The sequence below is a fragment of the Gabonia massiliensis genome, from assembly GCF_001403595.1.
Classification (GTDB): Bacteria; Bacteroidota; Bacteroidia; order Bacteroidales; family Coprobacteraceae; genus Coprobacter; species Coprobacter secundus.
Genome location: NZ_LN877939.1, coordinates 1,060,944 through 1,081,119, shown reverse-complemented (window position 1 = coordinate 1,081,119; position 20,176 = coordinate 1,060,944). Strand labels below are relative to the sequence as shown.

General features: G+C 36.4%; 13 protein-coding genes. 10 read left to right on the top strand and 3 right to left on the bottom strand.

Annotated elements, in window-relative coordinates; translation table 11 throughout:
• The 8 genes from BN2628_RS09070 to BN2628_RS09035 all read left to right on the top strand — a co-directional run bounded on the left by BN2628_RS09070 (window position 1) and on the right by BN2628_RS09035 (window position 15,448).
• A complete protein-coding gene (locus tag BN2628_RS09070) occupies window positions 1–1,797 on the top strand; it encodes a RagB/SusD family nutrient uptake outer membrane protein (RefSeq protein ID WP_044225669.1) in 1,797 nt (598 codons plus the stop codon).
• A gap of 34 nt (window positions 1,798–1,831) precedes the next feature.
• Complete coding sequence (locus tag BN2628_RS09065; protein ID WP_157256072.1) at window positions 1,832–2,344, top strand: T9SS type A sorting domain-containing protein; 513 nt, start codon at window positions 1,832–1,834, stop codon at window positions 2,342–2,344.
• Entirely contained in the window at window positions 2,341–4,215 is a 1,875-nt protein-coding gene (locus BN2628_RS09060; protein WP_052431397.1) for a heparinase II/III domain-containing protein, read from the top strand. The genes BN2628_RS09065 and BN2628_RS09060 overlap by 4 nt, the downstream gene beginning before the upstream one ends.
• 44 nt (window positions 4,216–4,259) lie before the next feature.
• On the top strand, window positions 4,260–6,524 hold the full coding sequence (locus BN2628_RS09055) for a carbohydrate-binding protein (RefSeq protein ID WP_044225664.1): 2,265 nt from the start codon (window positions 4,260–4,262) through the stop codon (window positions 6,522–6,524).
• 96 nt (window positions 6,525–6,620) lie between these two features.
• Window positions 6,621–8,462, top strand: coding sequence for a heparinase II/III domain-containing protein (locus BN2628_RS09050; RefSeq protein ID WP_044225661.1), 1,842 nt, complete (start codon window positions 6,621–6,623; stop codon window positions 8,460–8,462).
• A gap of 7 nt (window positions 8,463–8,469) precedes the next feature.
• On the top strand, window positions 8,470–9,675 hold the full coding sequence (locus BN2628_RS09045) for a glycoside hydrolase family 88 protein (protein ID WP_044226067.1): 1,206 nt from the start codon (window positions 8,470–8,472) through the stop codon (window positions 9,673–9,675).
• 29 nt (window positions 9,676–9,704) lie between these two features.
• On the top strand, window positions 9,705–11,321 hold the full coding sequence (locus tag BN2628_RS09040) for a hypothetical protein (RefSeq protein ID WP_044225657.1): 1,617 nt from the start codon (window positions 9,705–9,707) through the stop codon (window positions 11,319–11,321).
• Window positions 11,322–11,416: 95 nt separating this feature from the next.
• Window positions 11,417–15,448, top strand: coding sequence for a hybrid sensor histidine kinase/response regulator transcription factor (locus BN2628_RS09035; protein ID WP_044225654.1), 4,032 nt, complete (start codon window positions 11,417–11,419; stop codon window positions 15,446–15,448).
• A 157-nt stretch (window positions 15,449–15,605) separates the two neighbouring features.
• Here BN2628_RS09035 and fabD read toward each other — a convergent pair whose 3' ends face one another.
• On the bottom strand, window positions 15,606–16,487 hold the full coding sequence (gene fabD / locus BN2628_RS09030; protein WP_044225650.1) for an ACP S-malonyltransferase: 882 nt from the start codon (window positions 16,485–16,487) through the stop codon (window positions 15,606–15,608).
• 146 nt (window positions 16,488–16,633) lie between these two features.
• On the opposite strand from fabD, the gene tatA reads away from it, so the two are divergent.
• Both tatA and tatC read left to right on the top strand, forming a co-directional pair.
• Window positions 16,634–16,837, top strand: coding sequence for a twin-arginine translocase TatA/TatE family subunit (tatA, locus tag BN2628_RS09025; protein WP_021931954.1), 204 nt, complete (start codon window positions 16,634–16,636; stop codon window positions 16,835–16,837).
• A 77-nt stretch (window positions 16,838–16,914) separates the two neighbouring features.
• Window positions 16,915–17,751: a twin-arginine translocase subunit TatC gene (gene tatC / locus BN2628_RS09020; RefSeq protein ID WP_044225647.1), complete on the top strand. Its 837-nt coding sequence runs from the start codon at window positions 16,915–16,917 to the stop codon at window positions 17,749–17,751.
• A 182-nt stretch (window positions 17,752–17,933) separates the two neighbouring features.
• On the opposite strand, the gene BN2628_RS09015 is transcribed toward tatC, so the two are convergent.
• Window positions 17,934–19,112 (bottom strand): sugar transporter, encoded by a 1,179-nt coding sequence (locus BN2628_RS09015; protein ID WP_044225644.1) that lies wholly within the window; start codon window positions 19,110–19,112, stop codon window positions 17,934–17,936.
• Window positions 19,113–19,146: 34 nt separating this feature from the next.
• Entirely contained in the window at window positions 19,147–20,019 is an 873-nt protein-coding gene (locus BN2628_RS09010; protein ID WP_044225640.1) for an arginase family protein, read from the bottom strand.
• Window positions 20,020–20,176 lie beyond the last annotated feature (157 nt).

Here is a 20,176-nt window from a genome sequence, read left to right as displayed (position 1 = left end):
ATGAAAAAAATATATTTAAGTGGAATTTTATCGGTACTTCTTTTCTCATGTACGGATATATTGGATATAACTTCCCCCGATGCGATAAGTGGTTCTGTGATGTGGACTACCGAAGAGTTAGCTGATAAAGGAGTATTAGGTATATACGGAGTTTTTTATAATACAGATCTCAATGATATAGCAGCAGGTTCTGCCGGAGGTATCAATAAGCAAGGAATAGAGTCTTTAGGATTCTGTACGGCTTATGCCGGATCTTGTGGTATTTTAACTTCTGAGACTCCGAGTGCGAGTGATGCGTATGTGACGAAAGAGTGGAAATTCGGTTATGAGGGTATACATCGTTGCAACGATGCGATAGCTAATCTGTATAAAGCTCCTATTTCTGAAAGTAAATACGGCCGTTTAATGGCTGAATGTAAATTTTTGAGAGCGTTTTTCTATTATCGTTTGAATCAATTGTTTCAGGGAGTCCCGGTATATTTGGAACCGATCGAGAATGATGAGTGCACGAGAGGTCAAGTGTCGGCAGATTCTGTATGGCAAGTTTGTATAAACGACCTTACTGATGTAATAAAGGAACCCAATATTAGTGATAATACCTTGAATACGCTTTATGGTCGTCCTTCCAAAGGAGCTGCGTATGCTTTGAGAGGAATGGTTTATCTCTGGAAAAAAGAATATGACTTGGCTCTGAGTGATTTTGAAAATGTGGAGAAATGTGGTTATTCATTATTCCAAGGTTCTTATCTCGATCAATTTTCTTATGCCAATGAAAAGAATTCGGAAATGATATTCCCATTGCAATATTCCGATGCTATGGGTTATTATGATAATATACAACAGATGGTGGGAGCTCGTGATCATCATGATTCATGGACAGTTTTGCAACCGAGTTGCGATTTTGTCAATTCTTTTCAGAATGCAGATGGAAGTCCATTCGATTGGGCTGACCATTTTCCGGGATTCAATAATTTGACCGGTATTCAAAAAGAAATGTATTTTTTAAGAGACGGGTTGAAAAGTTCTACGGAAACTGCTTATAAAGATTTTTGGAATGAATTAGATAATCGTGGGGCTAACTCTTTGGTAAAGAGACTTTATCTTGACTCTGGAAATGAAGATCGTTTGCGTGCTTGTTATGAAAATCGTGATCCTCGGTTGAAGCAAATTGTAATTACTCCGTATGAGCCGTATGATTGCTATTCGATATGGGCGAATGATGCCAAAGTGATGAAAAATAAGGAGTTGCGTTGGCCTTTTTTGAACAGAGGTGCAGATGGTGGAGATATGTGGCCCGATAAACGGAACTCTTTTTATTACATATATCGAAAATATAATGAAATGACGAATAGTATTATCGATAATCGGGCGAAATGTCATAATGATTATCCATTGATTCGGCTTACCGATGTTGTTTTGAGAAGAGCGGAATGTTTGAATGCTTTAGGAGATATAGATGGTGCGATAGAACAGACGAATCGTATTAGAACCAGAGCAGGGATGCCTCCTTTGACGAATGGAGGAGATGGGCCTAATGCTGTTATAGATGCGGATGATATGTTGGCTCGTATTCAATATGAGAGTAGGATTGAGCTATGTTTGGAAGGAGTCAATTTCTTTAATGAAGTACGTTGGGGAACGTGGATGTCTAAGAAAGGTACCGGTTTTAAAAATGCATGGGGTGAAATTACGAATGGAAATTGGAAGCAGAATGATGCGAAATGGCCGTGGGGAGCTCCTGCTACAGAGGTACAAAAGAATCCAAATTTGAAAAAACGTGAGGGTTGGGCCTATTAGAATTTATGAAAAACACTAATGAATGTTCAAAAAAATGAGATCGAGTGTATATATAAAAGCATTTGCTTGTTGTTTGTTCCTCTTTTTTGGGGAGGTAATTGGCGTTAAGGCTGATGAAAAAGAGATTCGGTTGATTATTTCAGGAAATGGCGGATTGGAGATAGAGCGTATATCTATCTCCGATATACAGAAAATCAAATTTGTAGATGGAGTAATTCTGATTCAGGAAAAAACGGAATCTCAACGATCAGTAGTCATGTCCGAAATATCGAAAATTTATTTTTCAACAGAAGAACCTACTGATATTTTTGAAGAGAAAGTTTTGCCGGAAGCGATAAAAGTGTATCCCAATCCGGCAGTAAATAATATTACGGTCGTGTTTGGAATGCCGGAAGCACAACCGGTGGTTTTAATGGGAATGAACGGAATGGTATATTATAAAAATAATTCTTTCCGTTCAGGAGAGATGATCGATATTTCCCGTTTCTCTTCCGGTATTTATATTTTAAGAATAGCAGATAAGAATATAAAATTTCAAAAACAATGAAAAAGCTATCAGTATTAATAACATTTTTATTTGTCGGGGCTTTAGCGATTTATTCGCAGGAAGGAGCTAAAATGTTGATACATCAGTCTTCTACTGTTGTAGAGTATTTATTGTCTGAGATTGACAGTATTACTTTTAAGATTCCCGAAACACAGGCGGCTGTTCATCCCAGTTTATTTTTGAAAAAAGGAGAAGAAGCAGCTATGCTTGAGAGGATAGAAAGAAGTCCATTATTATCTAAAGTCCATAAGTCGCTTATATCGGAATGTGCTCCGATATTACGAACTGCAGTTTCGAAATATCAAATATCGGCGAATCGATTGTTGGATGTTTCGGAGGAAGTTTTTCGGAGAGTGTTTTTATTGTCATATGCTTATCGGGTAACGGGGACAGTATCTTATGCGGTTCGTGCTGAAAAAGAGTTGTTGGCTGCGGCTCGCTTTCAGGATTGGCATCCTTCTCATTGGCTCGATACGGCTACATTATTGGCAGCAATGGGGATCGGGTATGATTGGCTTTATGATTATTTGTCGGAAGAAAGTCGTATTGAAATACGAGAAGCTATTGTAGAGAAAGGTTTGAACACGGTATGGGAACAGGGCTTTAATCAGACGAATAACTGGAATTCGGTATGTAATGGAGGTATGGTAGTTGCTGCATTGGCTGTTCGGGATGTTTATCCGGAATTGACGAAGAAATTGGTTGAAAAAGCTGTTGCTTCGAATCCGAAAGTTTTGACTATGTATGCACCTGACGGTGGATATCCTGAAGGATATGGTTATTGGGGATATGGAACTACTTATCAGTGTTTGATGAGTGCTGCTCTTATCGATGTATATGGTACGGATTACGGATTGAGCGATTATCCGGGATTTATGGAATCGGCACGATTTCGGCAATTTACAACAGCTCCAACCGGAAAGTGCTGGAATTATTCCGATTGTGCAGAAGCTGCTTATATTTCTCCTTGTGTATTTTGGATGGCTTATAGAAAAAACGATCCATCGCTATTGGCAGTAGAAGCTCGTTATTTGGAATCTACTATTCCATATAGTGCCGGTGAGATTTTTAAGCCGTTTATTACGATTTACGGTTCACGTCTCGATTTGACTTCTGTTCCAGAAAATTCAAATCATTTTTGGTATAGCGGAGGGGTTACTCCTATATATGTGTATCGTTCTGGATGGAAAGAAACGACCGATACTTATTTAGGTATTAAAGGTGGATATGCTGCTTCGAACCATTCGCACATGGATGGAGGGTCTTTCTGTTATGAGTATGGAGGTGTCAGATGGTCAAAAGATTTAGGCCTTCAATCTTATGGGACATTAGAATCGGTGGTCACTTTATGGGACATGACAGATGCTTCTACTCGTTGGAATGTTTTTCGATTGGGAAATAGTTCGCATAGTACGTTGACTATAAACAATAAACATCATAAGGTCAATGGGGTGGTATTTCTCAAAGATACCTATATGACTGATAAGAAGCAGGGTGCACTTGCAGATATGTCCGGATTGTATAGCGAGGATGTGGACTTGATTCTTCGTGACATAACCTTGGAGGGTAATATTCTGACGATTAAAGATAGTGTCGAGGCGAAACCGACAGTCGATTGTGATATTCAGTGGATTATGAATACGGAAGCGACTTCAGAAAAAGAGAGTGATAATTCGTTAGTATTGTCGTATTTGACGAAAAAAATGAGGATGGTCGTAGATGCACCTTGCGATTTCAGTTTGTTGCAGTTAACAAATGTAGGACCTAATAGTTACGATATTGCTAATTCCGGTTGTCGGGTCGGTGTACAAACGAAATTCCCAGCGGGATTTAAAGGGACTATTACGGTAAAACTTATACCGATAGAGTAGAGAATTGATATATTATTTTTTGTTTAACTTTTAATTAGTTTATTATGAAAAACAAAAACTTTTTGACTGTCGCGATGTTGTGCTGTTCTACATTGGTGGCGTTTGGTCAGTTCGATTTGACGACGAACAACTTTATCGAGGCCGAAGATTGGGTCAGTGAATTGAATTGTCATGTCAATGATATGGAAGGAAAAACTATAAAAAGTAATGAAGGTTTTTCCAATAAAAAAAGTGTACAATTTATGTCTGGTGGAGTGGAATATGTGACTACATATGTAATAAACGGAATACCGAAAGCTGGTACATATAATTTGAATTTGTACATGGGGCAGATGAAAGCTCGTGCGATGCAAATCGGAGTCAATCATCAGGAGTATCAAAGATTATCTTTTGTCAGTGAAGTAGATTTGTCTCTTATGGGATTATCGAAAGATGTATTCGGGACGAAAACCGAATGGGGATGGTTGTTCCCACTTTCGGCCGATTGGTATTCTCCCGAACAGTATGTGCTTCCGGTACATTTGGAAGAAGGAACTAATACGATTACGATGACTGCTGGCCGTCATGCGTGGTATGATACATGGTTTACTGGATATGTAGATTATTTTACCATATCGGATGATGCTAAAATTGAGGTCGCTCGACCGGGAAATCAATGTTCAGTTGCTGTAAGGAGTGATATGAATGAGGCTACAGGTTCTTTCTCTATTGTAGAAGGTGCCGGCCTGTCTGGAGGAAAAGCCATTCAGTTGAAGGCTGGAGAAGCTGCTACATTGAATGTCGATATGCCTAAGGGTGGAGTATTTTATCTCGATATATTTTATTGTAGTGATGCTGAAAGAGGCTTGAAAGTTGTTAATGTGAGCGATAATAATAGAGAGTATACATTCGTCAGCGAGAACAATAAAACGAATACTGGAGAATCCAGTTTAGAATTTGGAGAAGATGGAGAGGGTAATGAAACTGTTACGTCATACTACGGAATGCGAGCCAAACGATTCGAAGTTACATTGAAAGCCGGTATGAACCAACTGGTCTTTTCTCCGGTAGCAAATGGAGATGAGACTTCTTCTCCAGTTATTGATATGGTTTGTGTGAACAATGACAGACCTTTTGTAAAACCAGCAACATATAATTTATTGATGTCGGATGAAACTACACTTTCTTGCGATAAGGGTACTATTGGGCTAAACAATATAAAAGATAATGATGAGTCGACTTCATTTGTTTTAGAGGGGCAGACGTCAGCAGATATTACGGTTAGTTTGAATTATGATCATATATTGATGGGATATCGGATCGTAACTTCATTGGAAAACAAAGATTTACTTGCTGATATGACGGTAATGGGATATCATCCGACTAACGGATGGGTGGCTATTCCTCTTATTTTGACGGAAGATCAAGGTACATATATGCAGTTGGCTTCGTATAATTGTAAGACGGTATACGGGCGTAATTCAAATTATGGAAACAATGTGTCTTATTCACAATATAAAATAACGGTAAAAGGAGTGAGCAAGATCGATATTTCTGAAATTCAGTTATTCGGTTTCCCGTTGAAAAACGGTGTAAATGATTGTCGAATATCCGGAAATTTGTTGCAAGATGTCGATGATAATACGTCTCGGGCTCGTATGTCTACGGATATGTATCAAAAAGAAGCCGGTTTTGAGGGAATGGCAGTAGACCGTTTTCCAAGCAATTATTGTTATAGTGAAACTGGAGTGTTAGAATCTTATTTGGAATACGATATGGTAACACCTTCTGCTATAGGTTCATATCTTATAGGAATTCCGTATAATATATTCAATTATAGTAAATCGAAATTTGCTTATACGACGACTTCTCCAAGAGATTTTGTTATGAAAGGATTCAGTGTGGAGAAAAATGATTGGGTCGTGTTGCATGAGATGAAAGATGTAGATTGGCCATTCATGGGAATCGCTTATATCTTCAATACGACAGATCGTACGACTGTATGTTCGAAAGTGAGATTGGAAATTTCAGATAATTGCGGTGGTTATCAAACAGAGATAGCTTCTTGGCAAGCTTTTGCGACAGCTAAAGGAAAAGATTTCGAGATTCCGGTCGGTGTAGAGGATGCGATTATATTCGATGGTACGGTTTATGGTCAAAATGGTAAAATCGTTCTGAATGGAGTGACAGGACGTTATTCCATCGTCGATTTGTCGGGTCGAGCTATAGCTTCGGGTGTTTCCGATGGAACTCTTATAGAACAAGATGCTCTATCCGGTATCTATATTGTAGTTACTGAAAAAGGAAATAAGAAAGTGATAGTGAGATAACAAAATATATTATTTTGAACGAAGCGAGGACTTTATAGATGTTCGTCGCTTCGTTCATCGTAATAAAGTATGATATCTATTTATTATTGAAAAAGTATGATTCGATATCCGAAATTTTTTATTGTCGTTTTTCTCTCTTTTGTTAGTATGCAACTCGGATTTTCTCAAAGGACAATTGATTGGAGTAAGTTGGAGAAACATCCTCGTTTGTTGTTGAAAGAGGGGGAAGAGATGAAAATAAAGGAGAAACTCGAGCAGTCTCCAGAATTACAGATTATTCACAGGAATATATTAAACACAGCGGATGAGTTTATTTTTAAGCCAACGAATTATTATTATAAACAAGGAAAACGTCTTTTACATGTTTCCAGAGATGCATTTCGTGTTTTGTTTAATTTATCTTATGCTTATCGTATGACAGGAGACAAACGTTATGCGGTACGGGCAGAGCAAGAATTGAGAGCTGTGGCGGCATTCCCGAATTGGAATCCCTCTCATTTTTTAGATGTGGGGGAAATGGCGATGGGGGTATCTATCGCTTATGATTGGCTATACGATGATTTATCGGATAAGACGAAAAAAATGGTAGAAGATGCTATAGAAAAATTCGCTTTCCTTCCTGCAGATCCAGTATATACGCCGGATATGGGAAAAGACGTGAACAACTGGTTTTATGGGGCTACTCATAATTGGAATCAGGTATGTAACGGTGGATTAGGAATGGCTGCTTTGGCGTTGTATGAATCGTATCCTGAAAAATGTGATAAAATTTTGAAAAGAGCATTAGAGACTCTTCCTATAGCATTATGTGAATATGCCCCTGATGGAGCTTACCCTGAGGGATTCGGTTATTGGGGATATGGAACTGGATTTCAGGCGATGCTGAATACTTCTTTAGAGACAGCATTGGGAACGGACTTCGGTTTATCCGATTATCCGGGATTTCTGCGGTCGGGAAATTATATACAGCATATGGTAGCACCTTCATTACAAGCTTTCGGATATTCAGATAGTGGGGCTAATAAAGTGTTGTCTATGTCTCCGATGTTCTATATTGCAGCGAAAATTGGAGATACTTCTTTGCTGTACAATGAGCTGAACTTGATTCGTATGAATCGTTTTACGGAGACGTTGCTACCTTCTTATTTGATATATGCCAAGGATCTCGATTTTTCTCGAGTAACGGCTCCTACAACAAAAATGTGGTATGGCAGAGGGAAAACTCCGGTAGTTCTTGTACGTACTGATTGGGTTATGGGGGCAAAATTTTTGGGACTCAAAGGGGGGTGTGCCCAGACCAGCCATGCTCATTTGGATGCCGGTTCTTTCGTATACGAATCAGATGGAGTACGATGGGCGATAGATCTTCCCCAAGATAGTTATTTACGTATAGAAACTGCGGGAATAGATCTTTGGAATCAGAATGACGGTTCAGAACGTTGGAATCTTTTACGCCAGAATAATAAGTATCATAATACATTGACAGTTAATGATAAAAATCATTTGGCAACAGCTGAAATAGGTATAGATAAGGTAATCGATACTCCTAAAAAACAGGGTGGAGTTTTAGATTTAACCCCTTTATTCAGGGGAGATTTATCGAAAGCTGTTCGGGAGATTTCATTGAATAATGGAGATTTCTTACAGATAAAAGATGATATTCAGGCGTCCGATTCGGTTACGAAAGTTCAGTGGACAATGGTTACGAAAGCAACTCCTAAAATTGTCGCTCCTCGAAAGATAGAACTTACACAAAATAATAAGAAGGCTGAATTAATTATCGATTCTCCGAAAGATGTTTCGTGGGAAGTTTGGAATAATAATCCGGGAAATACTATTGAGACTCCGAATCCTGGGACTTGCAGAGTCGGTTTTGTGAAAATGCTTTCTCCCAAACAGAAAGTTTCTCTTAAGGTGCGTTTGGTAACAAAAGATTGATAATATGATGAAAAGAATGATTTTTTCTTTGTTGGTTGTTGTCTTGTTTTGCTCATGTTCAGATAAACAAGAGAGTATGTCTGAATTGATAGATCGGGCGATGAATGTGGCGATTGTTCAATATAAAGATATGAATGAGACTTTACGACAAAATGCTTTCCCAAAGACGACGGCTCCGGATGGTTCGTTGGAGACGTCCGGTAAATATTGGTGGTGTAGTGGATTTTATCCTGGAACTTTGTGGTATTTGTATGAGTATTCTTTGGATACGAGTATTCGGAACTTGGCAGAGGAGTATACCGAAATGTTAGACTCTTTGAAATTCGTGACAAACGATCATGATGTTGGTTTTCAACTTTATTGTAGTTATGGTAATGGTCTGAGACTTACTGGAAATCCTGATTATAAAGAAGTTTTGTATACCGGTGCGCATTCGTTGTATTCAAGATTTAAACCGTCGGTGGGTTGTATAAAGAGTTGGGATAATAAGAAATGGTCATATCCGGTAATCATCGATAATATGATGAATTTGGAATTATTGATGTTCGTGGCTAAAAACTTCGATTGTGACTCATTGAAGATAGCTTCGTGTAAGCATGCTAATACGACGATGAAAAATCATTTTAGGGATAATTATAGTACTTATCATTTAGTTGACTATAATCCGGTAAACGGAAGCATAATTCGGAAGCAAACGGTACAAGGATTGAGTGATGGTTCTTCTTGGGCCAGAGGACAGGCTTGGGCTTTATATGGGTACACGATGATGTTCAGAGAGACAGGGACTGTGAATTATTTGGAGCAGGCACAGCATGTAGCTAATTATTTGATCAATCATCCGAACATGCCGAAAGATTGCATCCCTTATTGGGACTTCAATACGACGGATGCAGATGATTACAGGGATTCGTCGGCTGCAGCGATTATGGCTTCGGCGCTTATAGAGTTGAGTACATTTATAAAAGATAAAGATATCAGCCAAAAATATTTAGGTGTAGCCGAAACTCAATTAAGAGAACTGGCTTCGGATGATTATTTGGCAGCTCCTGGGAAAAATAATCATTTTATATTGATGCATGGGGTCGGTAACTTGCCAGGTAATCAAGAGGTGGATGTACCTTTGACCTACGGAGATTATTATTTTGTGGAGGCGTTGATGAGATATGATAAAATGGTACTCGATAAAAATATGTTGCAAGCATCGCTTCGATAATTTTGTGGGAATACAGACAGATATATATTATGGAAAATAAAGAAAGAGTAAAAATGGTATCGATGAAAAGATACGGATTGGTAATTTTGTCTATATTTGTGTTCTACGTTCTTAGAGCCCAACAGTACTCGTATGAAAAGGTCTTGGATAAAGATTTTATTTCGTTGAATCGACAAGCAATAAGAGAGTATTCGATTCCAGTTCGTCCAGGAGATAATGATGGTATGCCTTTTTGGAATAAGTACGCGAAAAGTTTTATGTTCGCCCCGGTTTTTGAGTTTGTGGGAAAAGATAAAGCTAAATATTATCGATATACTGTGAATGATACTATTCATTTTAAAGCCGATACACCTATAGCTTCGTTATCGGAAATATGGAATGTATTATCGATAGGTAACCATACTCTCGTCGTTGAAGCTTTCGATAAAAAAAATCGTTTGTTGGGAGAGATCGGACGTCGAGATTTCATAAAGAAATATCCGTTTAAAGGTCCTTACAATGAAGCGGTGAGAACGTATAGGGAAACGGCATTGAAGGGGTTACTTTTTTTTAGTCAACAACCGTTTTTTAATCATTGGATTAAGAATCAGGAACCGGATATGCGTCATGGATATAATTCTTATGCGTGTAAAATTATAGGATCTACGATTTCTATTGCTGTTGCGATTGCCCGTTATATTCCTGAATATAGAGAGAATGCCATACAGATAGCGAAAAATTCGGCTTCTTTCTTAATTCGTTTAAGTCAGCCGGAAGGGGCTCCTTTAGCATATTTTCCACCGACATATTATGGAGATAAAATGACTGCAAAGCGTCCGGAAAATGTAGGTAAAACGATGATGATGGAGGCGGTGTACGTAGCTAATGCGTTTCTCGATATGTATGATTTACTAAAAGATAAATCTTATTTGGATAGGGCCGTTAATATTGCTCGGACCTATTTAAAATTGCAACAAGAGGATGGTTCTTGGCCGATAAAAGTCGATTTCTGTACGGCAGAACCGGTAAATGATGCCAAGTCGACCCCTACGGAGTTGATATTGCTCTTCGACAGATTGAAAAACGATTATGGATTTACTGAGTTTGTTTCCAGTAGGGAAAAAGCTTTCGATTATGTTATGAATCATACGATGAAAACGTATGATTGGAGAGGACAATTCGAAGATATGACTGTATTTGTACAGCCGTATGAAAATATGACGAATTGTACACCATCATTGTTTGCTTGTTTATTATTGGACAAAAAAAATTTATCTGATGTAGATACAGAGAAGGCGTTGGAATTGATTCGTTTTTGTGAGGATCAGTTTGTTTTATGGGGGACACCGGCTGATGGGAATGGTATAGTTCCTATTGGTATTCCTTGTGTTTTTGAACAATATGATTACCAAACACCTGTGGATGCGAGTGCATGCAACATGATTAATGCATATATTCGTGCATATAATAAGACTAAAGATGCTCTGTATTTGGCGAAAGCAATGAGCCTGACAAACAATATCACTGTTTGGCAAAATACTGCTTCTGGATTTTTACCGACTTTGTGGAAAATAGGCCAAGGAAAGGATTTATGGATGAATTGTGCTTATGAATCGATAAAGACGTTGTTTTTTATGGATAATTATCTGAATAAGTTAGTAAAATAATAATAGATAGGCAAAATGTTGATAGATTTTTATATCCGGTATTGTGCTATATAAATCGGATATAGAAATTTCGTGTTATCGGATATTTGTTTAGTATGAGATTTAAGTTATCGATATATTTTCTCTTTTTATGTATCATTGATTCTTTTAGTGATATACGTAAGTATGATGTTTTGGATGGTCTTTCAGAGAATTCGGTGATGTGTATTCTTCAAGATCATTATGGATATATGTGGTTCGGTACGAAAGACGGAATAAATCGATTTAATGGGATTACTTTCGAACAGTTCAGACAGGAAGATGTGTCGGGATATGTAAAAAGTACGGAGGTCTTTTTTATCAATACTTTATTGAATCATGTTAATAAAAAGGATGTGTGGATAGGTAGTACACAAGGATTATTTTTATTTAAAAAAGATGAGCATAAGATATGCCCGGTGTGGTTGGATGAAGAGCGGCGGAAGCCTTTTCCTGATTTGTATTCTTTGTTGTACGATACGAATGGAAATTTGTGGATCGCTACGCATGAAGGCTTGTATATATTGTATCCGGACGGTCATATAAAATCGTATTTAGCGTCTAATTCATATCATGGTTTACTGTGTAATTCGTTCGAATCTTTATTCCTCGATCGAGGAGGACGTTTGTGGGTAGGGTCGAATAAAGGACTCTACTTGTATGATAAATCTCGAGATAAATTCCTCTCTTATTTTCGAGATTTTTTGAATTGCGATAGAATCGTGAATAATCATATAACCTGTTTTCAAGAGGATGCAGATGGATATTTGTGGTTTGGTACATTCGATGGTGGATTATATCGGGTCGATCAGAATACAATGAGGATAGAATCCCATTTTTCAATGGATGATACGTTGTATATTAAGCGGGTTCGAGTTATTTTCCCATATTCGTTGAATACGTTTATGATTGGTTCGGGTGACGGGTTATACCTGTTCAATAAAGATAATGGAACGTGTAATAAAGTGAAGAACTATTTGCAAAATGAGAGTGTTCGCTCTATTTGTCGGGATAGCGAAGGCGGAATATGGATAGGAACGTTTTTTAATGGGGTGAGTTATCTTTCACCTATCAAATCTAATTTTCAGAATGTCGGGGGACGTGATGGGAATATGGGAGCCGGTATCTGTTTCGGAGAGATGAAAGAGGATAATAATGGGGATATTTGGCTCATCAGTGAAAATCGAGGATTGTTTTATTATGATGTAAAATCGGCTCGTTTAATGAATTTTAATGAAAAATATCATCTCGTCCAAGGAAAAATCAGTTATAATAATTTACATGCGTTGATGATAGATGATGATCGGTTGTGGATAGGCTGTTATACGAAAGGTTTGGATGTCGTAGATTTGAAAAACGGTTCGGTTAAAAATTATTCGAAAACGGAAAAATCTTATTCTCTTCCAAATAATAATATAAACGCTATATATAAGATTTCGACAGGACGCATTTTTATCGGAACTGAAAGTGGATTATCCTATTTCAGTCCTGATAAAGATGGCTTTATTCAGATCCCGGAATTAAATGGATCCGATGTATATTGTATGCTTGAAGACGAGTACGGCTTTCTGTGGATAGCGACGGAAAATAGAGGTGTCTTTAGATATAAAATAAGTTCTTTGTTGTCGAGAAAACGGGAGAAGAATGATTTGGTAAATTACGGAGGTTTGGTATCCGATTCTGCTTTGATTGCCTCCAATAGCATCAATTGGCTGTATGTGGATGGTGAGGAACGTTTATGGATGGGAGGACGTGGTGAAGGTTTGAACTGTTTCGATTTTAAGACTGGCGAAATGAAGCATTACGGTGAGAACCAAAATTTGAAGTGTTACAATACGTATGGGATGTTGGAAGATGATTTCGGACAACTTTGGATCTCTTCTAATAGTGGATTGATTTGTTATTCTCCAGAAAAAAAAATTGTCAAAAATTATACTTATGAAGACGGGTTGCAAAGCAATCAATTCAATTTAAAATCTTTTCTTAAAACGAGGGATGGAGTGTTATATTTCGGAGGAGTTAACGGGTTTACCTCTTTTGCACCGAGCGGTATTGTTGTAAACACATTTAAGCCTCGTCTCGATATCAAATCGGTTACGTTATTGGGAAATATGGAGAGTACGCAATCTAAAATTGTCATACCGGAAAATAGAGAAATCTGTCTTTCTTATAAAAATAAGTCTATAAATATAGAATATAACAGTTTTAGTTTTATTCAACCTAAAAAAAATGTATATCGTTATAAATTAGAGCCTATTTATTCCGATTGGATAGAGACGAGATCGAACAATGTTTCTTTTTTGAATTTGCCGGCTGGAGAATATACATTTAGAATAAAAGGAAGTAATAATGATGGGTATTATTCTGATAAAGAAGAGTTTATCCGGATTAAAATTTCTCCTGAACCTTGGAAATCTACATGGGCGTATGTCGGCTATTTTATTTTGTTATCGACACTTTTGTTTATTGTATTTTACTTTTATTGGAAAAGTCAAAAAGAGAAAGAACGAAAGAGAATCCATGAAATAGAACAGAAAAAGGAGATTGAGTCTTTTCAGTCTAAAATACAGTTCTTTACGCAGATAACACATGAGATAAAAACGCCATTGAGCCTTATAATTTCTCCTTTAGATGAGGTTATACAATCGAATAAATGGACGGAAGATACATCTGATTATTTAGCAATAGTAAAGAAGAATGTAAATAGGCTTATGGATTTAGTGAAACAATTGCTGGATTTTAGAAAGATGGAACAAGGAGGCTATAAATTGAATTTGGAGCCTGTAAATGTGAATATACATGTTCAGGAGATGTTGGAACGATTTAATACTAAAAGCCGGTCAGATATATTTATAATCGCTCAATTCCAAAAGAATGATATTGAATTTAATTTGGATAAGGAGGCGTTTACTAAAATATTGAGTAATTTATTTATCAATGCGAAAAAGTATGCCAGAAAGATTGTTGTCGTAAGAATAGATGAATTCCGAAAGGGAGATAACCGGATTTTATCTATTGCGGTAAGAGATGATGGTAGGGGTATTTCTTCTGAAAATGTAAAGGCTGTTTTTGAACCTTTTTATCAGATTCCAGATACAGAAAAATCGACTTCGGGAATTGGATTGGGTTTGAGTCTTGTAAATTCATTAGTGAAAAAACATAAAGGTATCGTATATGTTAATGAGAGGATGGTATCGGGGTGTGAAATTATTGTGGAGATACCTTATATCGAAATGGCTGACGGAGAACAACATACTTTGTTACCGGTACAGAATGACACTGAACATTCTCAGGTAGGTCCAGTATTCGAAAAAACAGAAAAAAAAGAGTTGCAGTCGACGATATTGTTGATAGATGATGAAAAAGAGTTATTATATTTCTTATATAATAAGTTGAGTGAAAGATTCAACGTCTTTACTGCAGAAAATGGTCTGGAAGCGTTGGATATACTTCATTTGTACGAAATTGATCTGATTCTTTGCGACTTGATGATGCCTAAGATGGACGGTATGACATTTTTGCAAAAAATAAAGGGTGATAAACAGTTTTCGCATATACCGTTGATATTTTTATCTGCCCAAAGTTCAGAACAGTTAAAACTTTTAGGTTTTGAAGATGGAGCTGAAGCATATATCGAGAAACCTTTCGATATGAATTATCTTATCAGTATCATAAGGAGTTTTATTAATAACCGAAAACGGCAGAGAGAACATCTTGATACTTCTCACGGTATGGCGTTTCAGGGAAAAATTATTAAGAAAGCAGATAAGGAGTGGCTAGATAATGTGAATGCTATTATAGCAGATAATTTAACGAATGAGAAATTCAATATCGACATACTTTGTGAAGAGGTATATATGAGCCGTTCTAATCTGCAACGAAAATTTAGATCATTAGTAAATTTGACTGTGGGAGAGTATATTCGTTCAGTACGCATGGAAAAAGCCTATCAGTTGCTGAGCGAATCGGATTATAGTATATCTCAAATAAGTGAGATCGTAGGTATTAATAATGTTACTTATTTTTCGAAATGTTTTATGAAGCAATATGGATTTTCTCCGAAAGATATACGTAAAGGTACGAGTACATCTGGGAAATTAGAACTATAATTATATATAAAATAAGATAAACAAATTTCTTTTATTTTTATTGTTAGACTTGATTTTATAGAGATATGCTCGAAATACGGATAACGCCGACTATTTCATTATAAATCAGTCGGCGTTGTTTTATTTTTTCAAAAGACTTCGAATCGGTTTTGGGGAATCATTGGAAACCATTGGTAGCGACTTCTCTATTTATTTTTTTGACTAATCCCTGTAATACATTGCCTGGACCTACTTCTGTAAATGAGTTAGCACCATCGGCAATCATATTTAATACCGATTGAGTCCAACGTACGGGAGATGTCAGTTGAGCAACAAGATTTTCTTTAATGATATCAGGATTAGTTTCAGCTTTAGCATTTACATTTTGATAAACAGGACATGTAGGTGCAAAAAATTGTGTTTTTTGAATAGCTTCGGCTAATTCTGTACGCGCAGGTTCCATAATAGGAGAATGGAATGCCCCGCCAACCTTAAGTTTTAATGCACGTTTTGCCCCTGCTGCCAGCATTTTTTCACAGGCTTGATCGATACCGGCTTCACTTCCTGAAATAACGATTTGTCCTGGACAGTTATAGTTAGCAGGAACGACGATTTCATCTTTTATAGAATTACAAATTTCTTCTACTTTTTCATCAGGTAATGCTAAAACAGCAGCCATGGTTGATGGTGTTTTTTCACAAGCTTTCTGCATAGCCATAGCACGAGCTGACACTAAACGTACACCGTCTTCAAATGATAAAGCTCCGGCTGCAACTAGTGCAGAGAATTCTCCCAGAGAATGGCCAGCAACCATATCTGGACAGAAGTCAGGACCCATTGTCTTTGCTAATATTACAGAATGTAGGAAGATGGCAGGTTGTGTAACCTTGGTTTGACGAAGGTCTTCATCTGTACCTTCAAACATTAAATCAGTAATACGGAAACCCAATATTTCGTTTGCTTTTTCAAACATTTCTTTCGCTTTTGGATGGTTTTCGTAAAGGTCTTTACCCATTCCTACAAATTGCGCTCCTTGTCCGGGAAATACAAATGCTTTCATATAAATCTATTTTTATTAAGTATTGTTGCATAAAAACGGTTACAAAGTTAATCTTTTTCAGAGGAAAAAGCAGTTTATTGCCAACAATATTTCTTACATTTGTAAACTGTTATAGTTTTGTTATTAATTAAAATAAGAAGAATAGTATGAAAACCCTTTTGTTTTTAAATCTGGGAACTGGAGAAATCATCATTATCGCTTTTGCAATTTTATTGCTTTTCGGAGGTAAGAAGATTCCTGAATTGATGAAAGGTTTAGGTAAAGGTATTAGAAGCTTTAAAGACGGCATGAAAGATGTTGAAAATCAAATCGATAAGGCCGTTAATGAACCTGACGAGAAAGAAAAATAATTTTTTTGTATATATGTTTATAGGCGTAGTTATTAAACTACGCCTTGTTCTTGTATTCTTATTTGATCGTTTTGCTTATGGTTGAGATGAACTTTTGGGATCATGTAGAGGCTTTGCGTAAAGTCCTTTTCAGGTCTTTACTTGTTGTAGCTTTATTAGCAGGGTTATTTTTTTGTTTTATGACTGATATATTTGATCAAATTATATTGGCTCCTTGCTTTTCAGACTTTATATTATATCGTTTTATATGTAATTTGAGTCATTATATATCAGTATTACCTGATTTTTGTAATTCCGAGTTTCATGTCAATTTGATAAATATTCAGTTAGCTTCCCAGTTTTTTATTCATATGAGTACTTCTTTTTGGCTGGGATTGGTATTTGCGTTTCCGTTTGTAATTTATCAGTTGTGGACATTCATTAGTCCGGCTCTTTATGAAAAAGAAAAGCAGAATGCCCGGTTTGCTTTTTTAGTAGGAAATATCATGTTTTTTATTGGTGTTGCAGTCGGGTATTTTTTAGTATTTCCATTGACTTTACGTTTTTTAGCAGGATATCAGATCAGTACTATAATACCAAATCAGATTTCTCTTGATTCGTATATGGGTAATTTCCTTACTATGATTTTTATTATGGGAGTAGTTTTTGAATTACCTTTATTATCATGGATATTATCTAACATAGGGCTTTTGACTCGGTCATTTTTTAAAAGATATAGGAGATATGCTATAGTGGGACTATTAGTGCTGTCAGCAGTTATAACTCCATCAGGAGACCCTTTTACATTAATGGTTGTTTTCTTACCTATATATATGTTATATGAAATTAGTGCCTTATTTGTGAAAAAGGAACTACCTGAAGAAGACGATAATGGTGATAATATAGAAGCAGAAATAGAAGAAAGTAAAGTTTAAATATTGTTAATTTGATGATTTTTTTAGAGAAAAATATATGTTGTATAGCATAAATAATATATATTTGCACTGTGTTTTTCATAGTATTAGATTTAAGGTTAACGAAGATTGGTTGTCGTGAGACAACCTTTTCTTTTTTATAGGTTTTTTTATGTCCGAATAAGAGTGTGATAAAAGAGTATTTATTTTTGTATTAAGAGCCGTAGTACTTTTTTGATACAATAAATTGAAGCTATGATGGCAATAGCTCCTCCGACATATCCGATATCGGAAATTGATAAATGAGAACAGACCATTCCTCCGATTAGTGCTCCACTACCAATACCGAGATTGTAGATTCCTGAATATATTGACATTGCTATTGTTGTAGCTTGGGGAGCAAATCGGATAACTTCAGCTTGGAATACGAGATTGAAAGCTGTAATAGCTATTCCCCAGAAGATACATAAAGCTATGACAGTGTAATGACTGAAAGAAGAAAAGTGTAATAAAATCAGAAAAGTGGCAATACCTGTGATGGCAAAACATATAAACGGGTAAGGATGTTTGTCGAAATAACGAGAAAATAGAATACTCCCTATTATTCCAGAGATACCGAAAGCTGTTAATGTCAAAGTTATCCAGTTGTCTTTTAATCCGGCAACTTGGCTTAAAAATGGTTCTATGTAACTATACCCTGTATAATGTGCTGTTACAATAATAAAGGTCAGGCAATAAATACTGAGTAATACTGGATTATTAAGAATAGAAGGTAACATACGCAAAGTAATAGAGTTGCGGTTGGGAACCTTAGGAAAAATAATGACTAACAAGAGAAATATGGCAAAAGCGATAGCTGCAATGCAGAAAAATGTCATTCTCCAGCCTATGTGTAAGCCTATGATACGGCCCAGTGGCAGACCTACTATCATGGCTATAGATGTCCCGGTCACAATCATACTGAGAGCCATGGAACGATGCCCTTCAGGTGCTATATTAACGGCAAGAGGGGAGGCAATAGACCAGAAAACTGCGTGAGAACAAGCTACACCGATACGAGAAATCATTAAAGTTGCATATCCTATAGAAAGAGCTGAAAGTATGTGGCTTACAATAAATAAGATAATTGTATAAAGCAACAACTTGCGGTATTCCATTTTAGAGACGAGCAACATTAGAGGTAATGATGTCAGAGCGACGACCCATGCATATACAGAAATAAGTAAACCAGCATGAGCTTCAGTTATTTTTAAATCTGTAGCGATATCAGTAAGTAGCCCGATAGGTATAAATTCTGATGTATTGAATATAAATGCAGAAAAAGTTAAACCTAAAAGGGGGAGCCATTCTCTCAGTGTAATATTCCTGTGATATATGTGCATTTAAGTTATTAATTTGTACGGATTTAAAAATACTTTATTTTAATAGAGGTAATTCGTTCATCATATTTTTGAGTTTGATGGCAATCCGGGGCATAGGTTCAGCTATAGTAAGTCCTACTAAGTCATGTTTAGAGGCAATATCGTTGATAATGCGAATGACTTCTTTTATTTTCATTCCATTAGCTTCGACACCAACACCTGCAATGATTTCAGCAGGATCTAACACATCTAAGTCAAAATGAATAACAACTTTAGATACACCGGTATTTTTTAGCCATTCTAGTATTGCCGAACTATTGTTCCTTACTTCATCAGGAGATAAACTTTTTATTTTTAGTTCTTCTTGGCGTTCTTTCATTCCTTTATCCCATGAACGAAGGCCAACAATTAAAGTTTTTGAAATATCAAATTTCTCTGGTAATAAATTTATTATTTTTTTATCTCCCATGCCTAGACAGGCAGTTAAGGCCATAGCATGATAACCGGTGTATTCATCGTATGGAAGCGTTATGTCTGGATGAGCGTCTATCCAAATAATAGCTATATCATTTTGATATTTTTTTGCCAGATATGTGAAGGGAACAACACTGACTGAACAATCACCTCCGAGAGTAACAATTTTGTCGGGGTTGTTTTCTTTAATTGTATCAAGAGCTGATTTTGTCTGGTTTAGAATAACTTGATAAGAGTTGATTCCATTTTCAATTTTTCTATCCTTTATATCTAAAGATATTGGTATTTCAATAATTTCCTGATTAGTTTCTGGTGCCAGCATATTCAAAAGTTTTGCACCTAAATAATATCCTTTTGAAGCATCATTAGCTGGGATATCAAGCATCCAGTGGGAAATGACACCACCTTGCCATTGCGGATAAATTAGTCGAATTATAGATGATCTATTTTTCATATTCTGACAATATATAAATAATCTTTTTGGTGTTGCAAAAGTAGATAGAATCTGATTCTTTTATAACAAAAGCCGAAAAATTATTTATATATTAATCAAGAATTTGATAATGCTAAATTAAAATGTGTAATCTTATTTGTTTTTGAATTTGAATAAT

Excerpts from the sequence above, each read along its gene's own strand:
- BN2628_RS09050 (WP_044225661.1), top strand. The coding sequence starts at position 6,621 with ATGATTCGATATCCGAAATTTTTTATTGTCGTTTTTCTCTCTTTTGTT.
- BN2628_RS09060 (WP_052431397.1), top strand. The coding sequence starts at position 2,341 with ATGAAAAAGCTATCAGTATTAATAACATTTTTATTTGTCGGGGCTTTA.
- BN2628_RS09055 (WP_044225664.1), top strand. The coding sequence starts at position 4,260 with ATGAAAAACAAAAACTTTTTGACTGTCGCGATGTTGTGCTGTTCTACA.
- BN2628_RS09015 (WP_044225644.1), bottom strand. The coding sequence starts at position 19,112 with ATGCACATATATCACAGGAATATTACACTGAGAGAATGGCTCCCCCTT.
- BN2628_RS09035 (WP_044225654.1), top strand. The coding sequence starts at position 11,417 with ATGAGATTTAAGTTATCGATATATTTTCTCTTTTTATGTATCATTGAT.
- tatA (WP_021931954.1), top strand. The coding sequence starts at position 16,634 with ATGAAAACCCTTTTGTTTTTAAATCTGGGAACTGGAGAAATCATCATT.
- tatC (WP_044225647.1), top strand. The coding sequence starts at position 16,915 with ATGGTTGAGATGAACTTTTGGGATCATGTAGAGGCTTTGCGTAAAGTC.
- fabD (WP_044225650.1), bottom strand. The coding sequence starts at position 16,487 with ATGAAAGCATTTGTATTTCCCGGACAAGGAGCGCAATTTGTAGGAATG.
- BN2628_RS09040 (WP_044225657.1), top strand. The coding sequence starts at position 9,705 with ATGGAAAATAAAGAAAGAGTAAAAATGGTATCGATGAAAAGATACGGA.
- BN2628_RS09070 (WP_044225669.1), top strand. The coding sequence starts at position 1 with ATGAAAAAAATATATTTAAGTGGAATTTTATCGGTACTTCTTTTCTCA.
- BN2628_RS09010 (WP_044225640.1), bottom strand. The coding sequence starts at position 20,019 with ATGAAAAATAGATCATCTATAATTCGACTAATTTATCCGCAATGGCAA.
- BN2628_RS09065 (WP_157256072.1), top strand. The coding sequence starts at position 1,832 with ATGAGATCGAGTGTATATATAAAAGCATTTGCTTGTTGTTTGTTCCTC.
- BN2628_RS09045 (WP_044226067.1), top strand. The coding sequence starts at position 8,470 with ATGAAAAGAATGATTTTTTCTTTGTTGGTTGTTGTCTTGTTTTGCTCA.